Source organism: Glycomyces buryatensis, assembly GCF_004912275.1.
Classification (GTDB): Bacteria; Actinomycetota; Actinomycetes; order Mycobacteriales; family Micromonosporaceae; genus Glycomyces; species Glycomyces buryatensis.
Genome location: NZ_STGY01000057.1, coordinates 15,595 through 30,830 on the forward strand (window position 1 = coordinate 15,595; position 15,236 = coordinate 30,830).

General features: G+C 69.6%; 15 protein-coding genes. 9 read left to right on the forward strand and 6 right to left on the reverse strand.

Going from position 1 to position 15,236, the window contains the following annotated elements; all coding sequences use genetic code 11:
• Window positions 1-216: 216 nt before the first annotated feature.
• From FAB82_RS15690 to FAB82_RS15720, 7 genes are all read left to right on the forward strand, one after another.
• A complete protein-coding gene (locus tag FAB82_RS15690; RefSeq protein ID WP_136535484.1) occupies window positions 217-561 on the forward strand; it encodes a hypothetical protein in 345 nt (114 codons plus the stop codon).
• 14 nt (window positions 562-575) lie between these two features.
• Window positions 576-878: a WXG100 family type VII secretion target gene (locus tag FAB82_RS15695; protein ID WP_136535485.1), complete on the forward strand. Its 303-nt coding sequence runs from the start codon at window positions 576-578 to the stop codon at window positions 876-878.
• Entirely contained in the window at window positions 875-1,207 is a 333-nt protein-coding gene (locus FAB82_RS15700; protein ID WP_136535486.1) for a hypothetical protein, read from the forward strand. The genes FAB82_RS15695 and FAB82_RS15700 overlap by 4 nt, the downstream gene beginning before the upstream one ends.
• Window positions 1,208-1,229: 22 nt before the next feature.
• Window positions 1,230-2,555, forward strand: a complete 1,326-nt coding sequence (gene eccD / locus FAB82_RS15705) for a type VII secretion integral membrane protein EccD (RefSeq protein ID WP_136535487.1) — start codon at window positions 1,230-1,232, stop codon at window positions 2,553-2,555.
• Window positions 2,555-6,499: a type VII secretion protein EccCa gene (gene eccCa, locus FAB82_RS15710; protein ID WP_136535488.1), complete on the forward strand. Its 3,945-nt coding sequence runs from the start codon at window positions 2,555-2,557 to the stop codon at window positions 6,497-6,499. The genes eccD and eccCa overlap by 1 nt, the downstream gene beginning before the upstream one ends.
• Window positions 6,500-6,633: 134 nt before the next feature.
• Window positions 6,634-6,846 carry a hypothetical protein gene (locus FAB82_RS27555; protein WP_211116626.1) on the forward strand — a complete coding sequence of 71 codons (213 nt, stop codon included), beginning with the start codon at window positions 6,634-6,636 and terminating at the stop codon, window positions 6,844-6,846.
• A gap of 15 nt (window positions 6,847-6,861) precedes the next feature.
• Window positions 6,862-8,259 carry a metallophosphoesterase gene (locus tag FAB82_RS15720; RefSeq protein ID WP_136535489.1) on the forward strand — a complete coding sequence of 466 codons (1,398 nt, stop codon included), beginning with the start codon at window positions 6,862-6,864 and terminating at the stop codon, window positions 8,257-8,259.
• Between the two features lie 111 nt (window positions 8,260-8,370).
• Here FAB82_RS15720 and FAB82_RS15725 read toward each other — a convergent pair whose 3' ends face one another.
• The 4 genes from FAB82_RS15725 to FAB82_RS15740 all read right to left on the reverse strand — a co-directional run bounded on the left by FAB82_RS15725 (window position 8,371) and on the right by FAB82_RS15740 (window position 10,952).
• Window positions 8,371-8,808, reverse strand: coding sequence for a PaaI family thioesterase (locus FAB82_RS15725; protein WP_136535490.1), 438 nt, complete (start codon window positions 8,806-8,808; stop codon window positions 8,371-8,373).
• Between the two features lie 163 nt (window positions 8,809-8,971).
• Window positions 8,972-9,607 (reverse strand): LysE family translocator, encoded by a 636-nt coding sequence (locus tag FAB82_RS15730; RefSeq protein WP_136535491.1) that lies wholly within the window; start codon window positions 9,605-9,607, stop codon window positions 8,972-8,974.
• 39 nt (window positions 9,608-9,646) lie between these two features.
• Window positions 9,647-10,282: a LysE family translocator gene (locus tag FAB82_RS15735; protein ID WP_136535492.1), complete on the reverse strand. Its 636-nt coding sequence runs from the start codon at window positions 10,280-10,282 to the stop codon at window positions 9,647-9,649.
• A gap of 127 nt (window positions 10,283-10,409) precedes the next feature.
• On the reverse strand, window positions 10,410-10,952 hold the full coding sequence (locus FAB82_RS15740) for a histidine phosphatase family protein (RefSeq protein WP_136535493.1): 543 nt from the start codon (window positions 10,950-10,952) through the stop codon (window positions 10,410-10,412).
• Window positions 10,953-11,144: 192 nt separating this feature from the next.
• Between FAB82_RS15740 and FAB82_RS15745 the strand changes: the two genes are divergently transcribed.
• Both FAB82_RS15745 and FAB82_RS15750 read left to right on the forward strand, forming a co-directional pair.
• Entirely contained in the window at window positions 11,145-12,218 is a 1,074-nt protein-coding gene (locus FAB82_RS15745) for a pectate lyase family protein (protein ID WP_136535494.1), read from the forward strand.
• 76 nt (window positions 12,219-12,294) lie between these two features.
• Window positions 12,295-12,492 carry a hypothetical protein gene (locus FAB82_RS15750; RefSeq protein ID WP_136535495.1) on the forward strand — a complete coding sequence of 66 codons (198 nt, stop codon included), beginning with the start codon at window positions 12,295-12,297 and terminating at the stop codon, window positions 12,490-12,492.
• A gap of 9 nt (window positions 12,493-12,501) precedes the next feature.
• Here FAB82_RS15750 and FAB82_RS15755 read toward each other — a convergent pair whose 3' ends face one another.
• Window positions 12,502-13,218 (reverse strand): GNAT family N-acetyltransferase, encoded by a 717-nt coding sequence (locus tag FAB82_RS15755; protein ID WP_136535496.1) that lies wholly within the window; start codon window positions 13,216-13,218, stop codon window positions 12,502-12,504.
• 236 nt (window positions 13,219-13,454) lie between these two features.
• Window positions 13,455-15,206 (reverse strand): cellulase family glycosylhydrolase, encoded by a 1,752-nt coding sequence (locus tag FAB82_RS15760; protein WP_136535497.1) that lies wholly within the window; start codon window positions 15,204-15,206, stop codon window positions 13,455-13,457.
• Window positions 15,207-15,236 lie beyond the last annotated feature (30 nt).

Below are 15,236 nucleotides of genomic sequence, written 5' to 3' on the forward strand. Positions count from 1 at the left end.
ATCAGCGTACCGGCGGTGAGTGAAAAATGGAACAACTCCGGGTGAATCCGCACCGATTTCGAAACGGTTGGTGCGGCGCGGTGTCATTGCGACACAAGTGCTTTGGAATTGCGCATGCGATCGAGGATGGACTTTACTTTCGATTCACCGCCGTGTCACCATGAATCGATACCCTGGCCGCCAGGCCCCTTCTCACCCTTTACTTAGGAGGACCCCATGGCCGGAGCCGAATTCGGGCTCAGCGAAGCACCCGCGCTCGCAGTCAGCGCGGGCAACCACGCCACCACCGTCGATGAGATGTTCGGCGATCTCCGCGCGCTCATCGGGGAGATGGAAGCCGACGCGACCGCCCAGGGCGGCAACGCGCTAACGCAGTTCCGCCTCGCCAAGGCCGACTTCGTCGAGGCCTACAACCAGCTCGCCGACAAGTACGGCGTCAGCGCGATGGCGCAGGACGCCACCAGCACCGACGGCACCACCACCGACGAAAGCAACGAGGGCGAGTACTCCGGCGCGCACGGCGCCCTCACCCCGATCAAGCCGATCAGCATCCAGATCTAGAGGGGACCGTCCACATGGCTACATCTCCGTACGAGCTCTACGGCAATGTCGGCGCCCTCCAGGGTCTGGCCGACGTCCAGCACACCTACCGGGGCCGCTTCGACGGCATCCTCGCCCAGATCCAGGGCCACGTCTCCACGGTCCAGGGCAAGTGGGTCGGCGCCGGTACCGCGGGCTTCGCGAGCTTCAACACTGAGTCCGAGGGCGAGTTCACCGAACTCCAGGCGGCGTTCCAACGGCTCGCCACCGCCACCGAGGACTCCGCGTCGAACTGGAAGGGCGCCATCAGTCGCATCGACGGCCGGTGGGGCGGGTGACCGTACCCGCCGATACGGAGCCGGGCCGCACCGCCGAGCCCGGCTCCGACATCGCGCCGCTGGTCATGCGGCGCACCGGCCAGAGCGAACGCTACGTCCTCCAGGCCGCGGCGCTGCGCAGGCGCCAGCTGCGGGCGGCGATCCTGTACGGCTCGTCGCGCAGCTGGCGGCAGCGCCAGAGCCTGTGGCCGGCCGCGCTCATCGGCGTGATCGCGGTGGCGCTCATCGTCGCCGCCATTGCGGTGACCGGCGCCTTCGAGAAGCAGCAGCAGCAAGACCGCGAGGCCGAGAACGAACGGAACGCCTCCATCACGGCTCCCACCAGCTGAAACCCCGTCCAGAAGGTCTACAGTGCCCGGTCGATACAGCACCGTCACCGTCGTCGGCCCCCAGGCCACCCGCGACCTCGCCCTGCCCGACGACCTGCCGGTCGCCGAGCTCCTGCCCCAGATGCTCCACTCCACCGGAACCACCACCGACGAGCCGGTCAACTGGGCCCTGACCACCGCCGACGGCACCACCTTCGATGCCGCGGACACCCTGGGCGACGTGGCCGTCGAGGACGGGGCCGTCCTCCTCATCCGGGACGCCACCGCCGACGCCCTGCCCCGCACGGTCGAGGACGTCCGCGACAGCGTCGAGGACGCCGTGGACGAGACCGGCACCCGCTGGGAGTCCAGCATCGGGCGCCTGCTGGCCGTCGCCACCGCCGCGATCCTCATCGCCGCGGCCGCGTTCAGCCCCGGCGCCACCGTCGCCGTCGTCTTCACCGGCGCCCTCGTCTGCGTCCTGGCCGTCCTCATGTCCTGGTGGTCGGCCCGCCAGCATCCCGTGCTCACCCACCTCGCCCTCATCGGCGGGATGCTGTGGGCCGGGCGGATCGGCGCCGCCGCGACCGACATGCTCGCCCCCGATGGCCACGCCGCCTCCGCCACCCGCGCGGTCGGGGCCCTGGCCGCGGCGCTGCTCATCTGCGTCCTTGCCCGCGCCGGGGCCCGCCTCGCCGGGGGCTACGTCGTCGCCGTCGGCCTCACTCTCGCGGTGGCGGGCGGCGGCTGGGCGCTGTGGGCCCACGCCGGCCTGACCGCCGCGGCCGCCGCCGTCGTCTGCGCGATCGCCGTGCTGTTCTCCCTGGCGCTGGCCCCGCGCATGTCCATGTTCGCCTCCGGGCTCTTCGGCCTCGACCGGGACGTGCGCGGCGGCGAGAACGTCACCGATGCCGGGCTGCGCGAACGGCTCGCGGTGACCGACGCCCGCCTGACCGGCGCCATCTACGGGCTCGCCGCGGCGGGTGCGGCCGCCAGTGTCCTGCTCGCCGCCGACCCCGACCCGTGGTCCCAGGCGACCGGCGCCGGGGTCGCCCTCGCCCTCCTGACCCGCTCGCGGATCTTCGAACTCGTCCGCCACGTCGCCCCGCTTCGACTGGCGGGCATGGGGTCCGGGGCCTGGGCCGCCTGGGTCTGGATCGGACACTCCGAGCCGCTGCTGGCCTGGTTGCCCGCGCTCGCCGTCCTCGCCGGGCTCGCCTACGTCTCCGTCGCCTCGATCGCCCGTTCCTCGGTGTCGGCCGCATGGTGGCGCCGGGTCATCGCGGTCGTCGAGATCATCCTGGTCGCCGCCGTCTTCGCCGCCGCCGGGCATCTGCTCGGCCTGTACGCCATGGTGTCGGGGGCCTGATGGGCACAGAAGTCGTCCGCAGGCCCGCCCGCCGCCCGATGCCGAAGGTGTCGAGCAAGCCCATCGCGCTCGCCTCGCCGCCCGCGCTCGGCGAGGCCCAGTCGCCCATGATGGGCGCGCCGATGCTCATGATGCCGCTCATGACCGGCTCGGGCGCGATGATCATGGTGCTGTCGAACCTCGAACGCCCGCTGTACGCCATGGCGGGCCTGCTCATGCTCGTCGCCAGCGTCGCGATGGGCATCGTGCTGTTCATCGCCATGCGTTCGGGACCCCGGCGCAAGCTTCGGCAGGAGCGCGAGCGCTACCTCGACTACCTCGAGGACGCCCGGCAGACCATCCGCGAAGCCGTTCGGGCCCAACGCGATTTCGCTGCCACCCGCCATCCGCACCCGCACCTGCTGCTCGATCTGTGCCGCGATCCGGCCCGCCGGTGGGAGCGGCGCGGCACCGACGCCGACCTGCTCACGGTGCGGTGCGGCCTCGCCGAGGTGCCCCTGTCGCGCACCCTCTCGCTCAAACTCGACCAGGACAATCCGCTGGTCGCCTACGACCCGGTGTGCCACTCCGGCGCCGAAGAGCTCGTCGAACGCTATGCGGCCCTGGCCGACCAGCCGCTGACCATCCCGGTCGGCGATACCGGCGACGTCTCACTGGTGGGGGAGTATCCGGAGGTGAGGGCCACGGCCCGGGCCATGCTCGCACAGCTCTGCACCCTCTGCGCGCCAGAGGATCTGCGCGTCGCCGTCGTCGCCGACGGCCGCGTCGCCGATCAATGGAGCGGCCTCTCCTGGCTGCCCCACCTGCTCACCGACGTCGGCACCGAACTGCCCGCTCCGCTCATCTGCCCCACCACGACCGCGCTCGCCGACGCGCTGGCGGGCGATCTCGCCACGCGCGCTGCCGAACTGCGCCGCCGCCGCGGTGCCCCGCCCGGCCCCGGATCCACCCACCTGCTGGTCATTGTGGACGGTGAGCATCAGGTGTCGCTGCCTGGACTGGTCGGGGACGGCGACGCCGCCCTCCTCGGCGTCCACCTGTGGACCCTCGTCGCCGAGCAGCGGCAGGAACCCGAGCACACCGCCGCGCGCGTGAGCGTGGACGGCGCCGAGCTGACCATCACCGACATCGTCCGCGACGACGGCCGCGTCGCCGAGACCAGTCGCACCGGCCGTCCCGACACGCTCGGCGTCGCGGACGCGGCCGCCATCGCCCGCGCGCTCAGCCCTTACCGACTCGCCGCCGACGACTCCTCGCATGCCCTGACCGGCGTCCACGGACTCCCGGAGATCCTCGGCGTCGCCGACCCCGCCAACGTCGATTGGCGATCGACCTGGGCGCCCCGCAGCGAATCCGAGCTGCTGCGCGCCCCCTTCGCGGTCGACGCCGACGGCGCCATTGTGGAACTCGACCTCAAGGAGTCGGCCCTGGGCGGCATGGGCCCCCACGGCCTCATCGTCGGCGCCACCGGCTCGGGCAAGTCCGAGGCGCTGCGGACCCTTGTCGCCGCTCTGGCGGTGCGACACCCACCGGACCGGCTCGCGCTGCTCACTGTGGACTTCAAGGGCGGGGCGACGTTCGCCGACTGCGACGCCCTGCCGCACACCGCCGGCGCCATCACCAACCTCGCCGACGACCTCGGGCTGGTCGACCGCTTCGCCGAGGCCCTGTACGGCGAGATGACCCGCCGCCAGCACCTGCTCAAGGACGCCGGAAACCTCCCCAACGTCCACGCCTACGCCAAGGCCCGCGCCGCCGACCCCACGCTCGAACCGCTCCCGCACCTGTTGGTGATCATCGACGAGTTCTCCGAGCTGCTCACCGCCAAGCCCGACTTCTCGGAGCTGTTCGTCGCCGTCGGCCGCATCGGCCGCTCCATCGGCGTCCACCTGCTCCTGGCGACCCAGCGGCTCGAAGCCGCCCACCTGCGCGGACTCGAATCCCACCTGTCCTACCGGATCGGGCTGCGCACCTTCTCCGAGGCCGAGAGCCGCGAGGCCATCGGCGTCCCCGACGCCTACAAGCTCCCGCCCGAACCCGGCTCCGGATACCTCAAAGTGGACACCACGATCTTCACCAGGTTCAAGGCCGCCTTGGTATCCGGCCCCTACACCCCGCCGCGCGACGTCGAAGACCAGCGGCTTCCCGTCCTGCCCTGGCCCCTCCCGCCGCTCGCCTCCGCCCTCGCGCTCGACTTCGGCGAGGACGGCCGGGCCGAGACCGTCGAGGGAGAGGGCAGCGTGCTGCGGGCACTGGTCGAATGCCTCGCGGCGGCCGACGTCGAAGGCGTCCGCCCGGTGTGGCTCCCACCGCTGCCCGAATCGCTCGCCCTGGCGGACGTGCCCGGCGGCACCGACCCCGCCGCGGAACCCGGCACCGTCACCGCCGTCCTCGGCCTGCGCGACGACCCCCGCCGGCAGCACCAGGGCCCCATCGAATGGGAGCTGTCCGGCGCCGACGCCAACCTCATCGTCGTCGGAGCCCCCAGCTCCGGAAAGTCCACATTGCTGCGAACGCTCGTCTCCAGCCTGGCACTGCGCCACGGCCCGGACGCGGTGGCCTGCTACGTCATCGACTACGGCGGCGGCGCCCTCGCAACCCTCGCCGACCTGCCGCACGTCGCGGTCGCCGCCGGCCGCGCCGACCCCGAACTCGTCGGCCGCACCCTCGCCGAGGTCCGCGCCCTCCTCGACGTCCGCGAAGCCGCCATGCAGCGCGCCGGCATCGACTCCGCCGCCGGCCTGCGAACCGCCAGCGCCGAGGGCACCGTGAACCTCCCCGGCGACATCGTCCTCCTCATCGACGGCTGGGGCGCCCTCTACGAGGCCAACGACGACGCCAACGAGATCCTCAGCGAGATCGCCGGACGCGGACCCGCCCTCGGCGTCCACGTCGTCCTCACCGCCGTCAACTCCACGCAGGTCCGTTCCCGGCTCGCCGCGTCCTTCTCCGGCCGGATCGAACTGCGCCTGGCCGACAACTACGACTCCGGCATCGACCGCAAGCTCATCGAACAGCTCCCCAAGGACGTCCCCGGCCGAGTCATCGTCTCCGACAAGCGCTTCGGGCACATCGCCCTGCCCCGCCTCGACGGCGACGGTACCGACGACCTCGCCTCCGGCTTCGCCGACCTCGCCAAGGCCGTGGGCGCGCGCTGGCCCGGGCGGCGCGTCTCGCGGGTTCGCTCCCTCCCGGCGGCCGTGCAGCTGCGCGAGCTCGTGCCGCCGATCGCCGCACCGGAGGCGGGGGACCGGTACGCGATCAAGCCGGTCGTCGGCGTCGGCGAGTCGGACCTCGGCCCAGCCCGGCTCGACTTCACCGCCGACCCGCACCTGGTCGTCTTCGGTGACACCCAGACCGGCAAGTCGACCCTGCTGCGCACCATCATGGGCCAGATCGTGCGGCGCCCCTCCAACGAGACCGGGATCTTCCTGGTCGACTACCGGCGCACCCACCTCGAGGCGGTGCCCGAGGACCACCTCATCACCTACTGCAACACCGCCCCGCACGCCGCCCAGAACGCGAAGGAACTCGCCGAGGCGCTCCAAAAGCGCCTCCCCGGGCCCGACGTCACGCCCCGGCAACTGCGGGAGCGCAACTGGTGGACCGGCCCGGAGATATTCGTGGTCGTGGACGACTACGACCTCGTGGCCAGCGCCTCAACCGGAAACCCCTTGGGTCCCTTGGCCGATCTCGCACCGCAGGGACTGGACCTGGGCCTGCACTTCATCATCGCCCGCCGCACCGGCGGCGCCGGGCGAGCGGTGTACGAGCCCCTGCTGCGCCAGATCGCGGACATGTCGAGCCCCGCACTGCTGTTCTCCGGCGACCGCCTGGAAGGCCGCCTGATCAACGCCACCGCCAGCCGGCAACTCCCGGTCGGGAGAGCCCTGTGGGCCAGAAGGGGCCAAGCACCCGAACTCGTCCAGGTGGCCACGCCCTGAGCGGACCAGAAGAGGCGAGACACCCGAACCCGTCCAGGTTGCCACCTCCTGAGCCAATCCCCAAACCGACTTCAGCTGCCCTTCAGATAGCCCGCGCTAGGCTTCGAACCGGTCGAACCGAACGAGGAGTCCACATGGCACGCACAGCAGTGATCAGCGGTGGCGGCACCGGCTATGCAGTGGCCGAACGCTTCGCCTCGGCAGGCGACAAGGTCGTCATCGTCGGCCGTCGCGAAGCAGTCCTGGAGACCGCCGCCGCCCTCGCCCACTGGCTCGCCGCGCCCGAGGTCGGACACATCACCGCACAGATAATCCAAACCAATGGCGGCGCGCTGGCCGGCCACTGAACGACCGGCGACAAAATGGAATTCTTCTGGTTCGTAGTCCGATTCCTCGCCGTCACCGTCGGTTTCACCGTGCTCCACGGATACGTGTGGTGGCGGCTGTTCCGCGACACCACCCGGCCCGGCTCACGCTGGCGACCGATCGGGGCCATCGGGTTGGGGGTCCTGGCCGCCTTCGGCCTCGCTGCGCGGTTCTTCGTGCCCTCGTCGGTCCCGATGGGTACGCAGGAATTCCTCGGATGGCCCGGCTGGATCTGGTTCGGGATCTTCATGTATCTGCTCGGGTTCCTCGTGGTGGCCGAGCCCCTGCGCTGGTGGCTGCTGCGCCGCCACCGGAACGCAGAGAACGCGGAGACGACTCTGCGTGCCGAACCGCCAATGGCATCCGCGGTGCCCGCCGAACCACCGAAGGCCGGAACGCAATTCGCCCCCGAGCCGGTCGCCGCACTCGCGGGCACCGGGCCGCAGGAGTCCGGCATCGACCCCGCCGCGGAACCGGCGGCCGCCGAATCGAAACCCCCGCCCAGGAAACCCGACCCCGTCACGACCGTTCCACCCGAATCGAACGCAGGCTCCGGACCCACCCGCCGCAGATTCGTCTCCCGTGCCATCGGGCTCGGCGTCGCCGTCGCAGCGACGGCGACCACCGGATACGGCCTGATCGAGGGCTACCGCACCCCCACCCTGAAAGACGTCGCCGTCCCCATCTCCCGCCTGGACCGGACCTTCGACGGGTACCGGATCGCCGTCGTCGGCGACACCCACCTCTCGGCGATCCGCGGGCGCGGCTACTGCGAACGCGTCGTCGACCAGATCAACCGCACCCAACCCGACCTCATCGCCTTCGTCGGCGACCTCGCCAGCGGCGAGGCCGACCAGCTCCGCGATGCCACCGAACCCCTCGCCCGCCTCGCCTCCCGGGACGGCGCCTACTTCGTGGCCGGCAACGCCGAACACTATGTCGGCGCGGACTCCTGGTACGAACGCGTCGAGGAACTGGGCATGATCCCGCTGCCCAACACCCGCGTCGAACTGCCCGGCTTCGACCTCGCCGGCGTCAACGACCTGATCGTGGAGCAACGCCACCTGACAGATGAGGTCGGCCCCGATCTCGAAGCCGCGCTGGCGGATCGGGACCCCGAACGGGCCTCGGTCCTCATGGCCCACCAGCCCGATTTCGTCGTGCGGGCCGTGGACTGGGGCGTCGATCTCCAGCTGTCGGGCCACACGCACGGCGGCCAGATGTGGCCGATCCACATCCTCACCCGGATGCGCGACCTCCAGGTCAGCGGCATGGGCCAGTACGGGGACACGCGGCTGTACGTCACCAACGGGGCGGGCACGAACGGCCCGCCGATGCGGGTTGCCGCGCCGCCGGACATCACGGTGATGACTCTGAGGTCGACGAAGGCGTGATTCGGGCGGGACCTGGTGTCCCGTCCGGTCATCCTGGAGAGGCAGGGGTCCGCTAACGCGAGCCGCCCGCGCTCGCAATCGGCGTGACCGCTTGTGGGACAAGCGCTCCGGTCAGGCGTCGCGGAGGTGGCAGGTGAGCCGGGCCGTGCAGATGCGGCGGTCCTCCTCGTCCGAGACGATGATCTCGTAGGTGGCGGTCGATCGTCCAAGATGGATCGGGGTGGCCACGCCGGTGACCGTGCCGGAGCGGACGGCTCGGTGATGCGTCACGTTGAGGTCTACGCCGACTGCGATCCTGCCGGGTCCGGCGTGCAGCATCGAACCGACCGAACCGAGCGTCTCGGCGATCACCGCCGACGCCCCGCCGTGAAGCAGCCCGTACGGCTGCCGATTGCCCTCGACCTTCATAGTGGCCACGATTCGCTCGGGTTCGGCGTGCGTGACCTTGATGTCCATGCGTTCGCCCAGCTCACCGGCGGAGAAGAGCGTTTCGAGATCGACACCGGCTCCGGAGAACCGTTCGAGGACTTCAGCGGGGAATACGGACATGAGGCGGCTCCAATCGCTCAGGGCCACAGCCTAGGCCAGAATCGGGCGAACCGCGAACCGACCGTCACACCACCCGGGCACTATTGCGAACTGGGGGTCCGTACGGCGAACACGCCCGACCCCGGGTGACGCAGGCACCAGGCCGCCGCACCTCTCGCCGGTCTCAGGCTCGATCGCCGGCGGCCGCCGCGACGCCGAGGCCGATCATGGAAGTCCCGCCGATGTGGGCGAGGATGCGCTTGGGTCGCGGGGCGCTCAGCATATTGCGGGCGGCCGAAGCGGCCAGCGCCCACAGCGAGTCGCACACGCCCGCGAGGATCGCGAAGATGCCGCCGAGGATCAGCATCTGCATGGTGACCGATCCGGCGCCCGGGTTGACGAACTGCGGCAGCAGCGCCACGAAGAACAGGATCGACTTGGGGTTGAGCAGGCCGACCAGGAAACCCTCGAACATCATCGCCGTCGTGCGTCGACGGCCGACCGGTTCGATCTCGGCCTCGTCGGACTCCTGCTTGCGGCCGCGCAGCGCCTTGACACCAAGGTAGATCAGGTAGGCGGCCCCGGCGTACTTGACGATGCCGAAGGCGAGGGCCGACTGCTGGAGCAGTGCGCCCAGCCCGATCGCGGCGAGCACCGCGGCCGTGAACTCACCGGCGCAATTTCCGATCGCCGACAGGACCGCCTGGCGCCGCCCCGCGGCCAGCGCCCTGCCCACGACGTACATGACGCTGGGTCCGGGGATCACGATGAGGACCAGCGCGGTGGCGGTGAAGGCGAGCAGTTGCCCGGTTGAGAACATCAGAGAAACCTACCTCGCGCTTTGCCGCACGCCCATTGGTCAGGCCCGCTCACCAGCGGCTGCGGCGACGCCGAGGCCGATGAGCGAGGTCCCGCCGACGCCATTGAGGATGCGTCCCGCGCGCGGGGCCCGCAGTTTGTCGCGCGCGGCGGAGGCCACCAATACCCATCCGGTGTCGAGCAGCATCGCGATCGCGCCGAATATCGCGCCGAGCAGCAGCATCTGGAGCGTCGCCGATCCGGCGCCCGGATTGACGAACTGCGGCAGCAGCGCCACGAAGAACAAGACGACCTTGGGATTGAGGACCCCGACCAGGAATCCTTCGAAGATCGACATGGCCGTGCGCCCGGCGCCGCGCTGGTCGGCGTCGGGGATGGTCAGTGCGCCCTTGCGGTCGCGGAGCGCCTTGACACCCAGGAAGATCAGGTAGGCCGCGCCCACGTACTTGACGATCGCGAACGCCAGGGCCGACTGCTGGATGACCGCGCCGAGCCCGACCGCCGCGAGAGCGGAGGTGCAGAAGACGCCGAGCGAGTTGCCGATCACGCCGAGGATCGCTTTGCGGCGCCCGTAGGACAGGGCCCGTCCGATGGCGAACATGACGCTGGGTCCGGGGATGAGGATCATGATGGTCGAAGCGGCGAGGAACGCCAGCAGTTGGCCGGTAGTGGGCATGGCGCGAATTCAACCACCGCCCCGCCGCGTCGACAACCCCATTTCCAAGCATCCGAACCCCAAGCGGGCGGGTTGCCTTCGAACGATCCCGACGTGGTGAACCTGGCCGGAACCGTCCGGGTTCGGGCTACATGCGCACGATCTCGAAGTCGTGGAACTTGCCCGAAGCGGAGTCGTAGTGCAGCCGTGCGCCCTCCATGTAGTCGAACAGGTTGCCCCACTCGTCGTAGTCGGCGTCCGGGAACAGGGCTATGAGCGCACATTCGAGGTGCCCGCCATGGCCGATGATCATCCCCGAGTCGCCCGGACTCAACTTCGCGAGCAGCCCGCTCCATTGCCCCGCAAGGGCATACGAGTAATCGCAGACGGCGCTTCCCCGGCGGTGGACCAGCCTCGCCAACCGCGTGAAGGGGGCGCCGACATCGTAAGCGGCCGACTGGGATTCGGCGAGGAAGGCGTTGACGTTCTGGAGTGTGGGCAGCTCGGTGGTGACGGCGAATCCCATGGCGATGGCGGTCTCGCGGGCCCGCGGGGCGACGCTGCTGGCCACGAACTCGAAGGGTCCCATGAGAGTTCCGGCCCACCGCGCGAGCTCGACCCCCTCTTGGGAGAGGTGGACGGCCTCGTCGCCGCTTCGCTTGCTGTGCCGACGGATTTCGAGCATGGGCATGAGGGACTCTTTTCGTCTGTGGCGCCAGCAGGTGCGCATCGAGCGTACGCGGCTGCCCGGCGCGGGGCGAGCGCGGCTGCGCCCTACATTAGGGCCCGTCGCAGGTCGGACGCCATAGCCCCAGGGATATCGACGTATGTCAAACTGAGGTTAGTTTCATGGTTTGTCATAACCAAGAAAATGGAGGAAAACATGACATCGCACAGCGATACATCCGCCTCTCGCGTACCGGATCGCCCCCCGCGCTCCAAGCGCCGCACCGTGGTCGTCCTGACCTCGGTCCTCGGACTCGCCGCGGGTGCGCTCGCGGCAGTGGCGACGTTCCCGGCACAGGCCGCCACCGAGGACCAGGGCGACCACGGTGCGGCGGCGCAGCTGCCGCCCGGCGTCGACGCGCTGGAGGGCTTCGGCGCCGCCACCACCGGAGGCGAGGGCGGCGAGACCGTCACCGCCACTAGCCAGGCCGACCTGGAGACCTACGCGGCGGCCGAGGAGCCGTACGTGATCGTCGTGGACAGCGCACTCGAGATCAGCCCCAAGGGAACCGAGATCCGCGTCGGCTCGAACAAGACCATCATCGGGGCGGGCACCGGCGGCGAGATCGTCGGCGGCGGCTTCTTCCTGGAGGGGTCGAGCAACGTCATCATCCGCAACCTCACCATCCGCGACACCCAGATGCCCGAGGACGACCCCGACGACAAGGAGTTCGACTTCGACGGCATCCAGATGGACGGCGCGACCGGCGTGTGGATCGACCACAACCGGATCGAGCGGATGAACGACGGCCTCATCGACAGCCGCAAGGACACCACGGACCTGACGGTCTCCTGGAACGTCATCGGGGACGGAAACAAGTCCTTCGGCATCGGCTGGACCGAGAACGTCACCGCGCGGATGACCATCCACCACAACTGGATCCACGACACGAGCCAGCGCAACCCCAGTACCGACAATGTGGAGTACGCCCACCTGTACAACAACTACCTGGAGAACATCTCCAGCTACGGCAACCTCTCCCGCGGCGCGACCAGCATGGTCCTGGAGAACTCCTACTTCGAGAACGTGAAGGACCCGTACTACGTCGAGTCCGACGCGGCGCAGCTGCGCGAGAGCGGCAGCATCTGCGTGGACTGCACCGGTAGGCAGGAGACCAATGGCGAGGCCTTCGACCCCGGCGAGTTCTACGAGTACACCCTGGACGCGGCCGAGGACGTCCCGGCGCTGCTGGGCGAGTACGGCGGCCCGCAGGAATGGATCGGCGCCTGACCGGGCGCGATGAATATCCATCGCCCGGTAGAAGACAGCGCGGCTGGATCGAGCGGTCGATGGAGATAGCCGCCGCATGAACGCGTTGCGGGGCGGCCCGGAGGGGGTCCGCCCCGCAACGTCCTCTCTCGCTCAACGAGCCGAGGCGCCGACCAGCTCTTCCGAACGGTCCCACAGCTTCCGGGCCAATTCCTCGTCCCCGGCCACCGGCGACGGGACGGAGGACCTGGACGCCCTCGTCACCGAGGCGTTCAGCGTCTTGAAGCCGCGCTGACCCCCCGAACTACGCGTGCGAGCGGGGGAGATGGCCGATCGGAGTGGTCGCCGGATCGATCAATTCGATCCCGCCCGGCCGCTCCGTCGACGCCAGCAACGCCAAGCCCGCCGGGTCGTCCGGCAGCCCGCCCTCGCTCGACCGGAAGTAATCCTCCAGGAACCCGCGGACCGGCACCGGCGACACCCGGTCCGCCGTTAGCTGGAACTCCCGGTCCAGATGCAGCACCACCAAAAGCATTCCGTAAGCGCGCTCGGCCTTCTTGCCCAACGCCGGCTGGAAGTACGGCAGGTTCAGCACCCTCGCCCCATGCCGCACATAGAACTCGAAACGCCGCCGCGGATCGCCCCACGCCGGCTTGCCCGGGACTGAAGCCGGATGCTCCACTTCGGCCAGGACCGCGCAAGGTCGCGAGCTCTTCGCCCACCGCTCCACGACCGCATCCAGCAGTCGCCCGCCGACCCCACCCGCCCGGCGCGCGGGATCGACGGCCAGATGCGACAGCAGCCAGACCCGATGCGCGGCATCCCAATGCCCCACGGCGACCCCCTCGCGGTTCCCATCGGCATCGACGGAGGCCAGCGCGCTGGCCGTGCCGTCCTCGACTTCGGTGACGAGGTCCGATTCGGGGCCGAGCTCATGGGGCGGGAAGTTGGGCGTCAACAGGTCACGATGGACCGCCGCCAGCTCGGGCGGCTCTACCTCGACAATGCGCAGTCCGGTCACTCGGCCATTGTCACACCGAACCAGGACTTTCACGTCGCACTTGGCCGGAACCTTCTGCGCCTGCGGCCCGTGCGCACCTTCCGTTCCCGCTCGACGCACCCGGACCGTGCCTCGCGCCTCGATGCAGACTCGCTGCCGCTCTCCGAACCCCGCGTTCCGCCTCCACGGCACAAAGCAGGGGCGCCGTCGCGAACGACGGCGCCCCTGCAGGACTGCGCCCCATCAGGGGCCGATGGTCAGCCGGCCGAGCCGGTGACCGTGCTGCCCGAGCGGGTCAGCGTGTAGGACACGGTCTCGCCGCTCCAGAAGTGGAACGTCAGGTTGACCGTGGAGTTGTCGTTGACCTCGGCGAAGAACGCCTCGGGCAGAACGACCTGCCCGGCCTCTTCGTCGGGCAGGAATGCGACGTCGTACTCCTTGTAGGTCGTCCAGTTCTGGGGACCGGCGGCGGTTCCGTCCTCGTAGGCGGCCTCCATGGTGGCCAGTTGGTCGCCGTTGAACTCGGTCGGGATCGCCAGCTCGGCGGTGGTGCCCGAGGCGTCGGCCACCGTCGGTGTGTCGAAGTTGATCACGTGGAGCTTCCACGGGACCCCGCCGGAGAACCGGGCCTCCAGGACGGCCTGCTCACCGAGCGAGCCGTCGCCGGCCAGCGACGCCAGCAGCTCGGCAGAGAGCGTGAGCTCGTCGCCGGAGATGGTGTAGTCGGTGCCCTCGGCCAGAGCCGTGTCCCCGTTGTATAGGCCCTCGAAGGCCTGGCCGTTCGGGTTCAGCGTCACCGTCTGCGCCGCGGGAGTTTCGCCGGTGCGCAGGAAGACCTGGTCGGTCGAGCCGGTGCCGGAGCGTTCGGTCCAGGCGGTGGCGACGTGCGCGAACAGGTCCGGGTCCTGCCATTCGAACGTCTCGCGGTCGAAGTGCTGGCCGTTGTCCCACCACATGGTGGTGATCTGGGATTCGTTCGCGTAGTAGCCGAGGTATTCGAAGAACTTGAGCTTCTCGCCCTGCTCGATGGTGCCGGTGTTCTTGTCGAAGCCGAGCAGGCCCCACTCGCCGAGGATGACCGGGATGCCGTTGTCCACGAAGGTGGCCCTGGTGCGATCGAAGTAGTCGATGATGTCCTGCTGGACTTCCTCGTTGAACGTCGTGTAGCCGGCGATGTTGACGCTGAAGGGCCAGTAGCCGTAGTAGTGGACGGTCGCTGCGATGTTCGGGTCGTCGAGGCCCTGGATGGTCTCCAGCAGCGGGTCGAGGTGCACCTGCTCGGCGCTGGTGTGCAGGGTCGGCAGGATCAGCACTCGGCTGTCGTTGTTGCCGCCCGAGGCGCGGACGATCTCGTGGAACGAGGTGTTGAGCTCGTGGAGGAGCTCGTGGCTCTCGGCGTCCTCGACATCGTCGAACTGCGGCTCGTTGACGCTCTCGAAGACCAGTTCCGGCGGGGCGTCGGCAAAGGTCTCGGCCAGCTGGGTCCAGGTGGCGTTGTACCGGGCCAGCACCTCGTCGTGCTGGGTCGGCATTGTATTGATCCACTGCCACGAGTCGTGGTGGATGTTGATCATGACGTAGAAGCCGTCTTCGAGCGCCCAGTCGACGACCTCTTGGACGCGGGCGAGGTAGTCGGCGTCGATCGTGTAATCGGGGCCTTCGCCCTGGTGCTGGCTCCAGGTGACGGGGATGCGGATGCTCTTGAAGCCCTCGGCCCGGATGGCCTCGAGCTGCTCCTCGGTGACCATCGGGTTGCCCCAGGAGGTCTCGTCGTCACCGGTCGAGTCGAGGGTGTTGCCGAGGTTCCAGCCGGGCTGCATCTCGGCGACGATCTCTTCCGCGGTGAGTTGCTCCGCGTTGCCGTTGCCGTTCCCGTTGCCGTTACCCCGGTCTTCCGGGTCGGCGAAGGCGGTCTGTGCGGCGAAGGCCGCGACGAGCGCGGTCACCGCGACCATGATGGTGATGAGAAGTTTCGGTTTTCTGCGTCTCAAGGGAGATCGCCCTTTCATCACGCCAGGGAGGTGTGCCGGGTATGGATA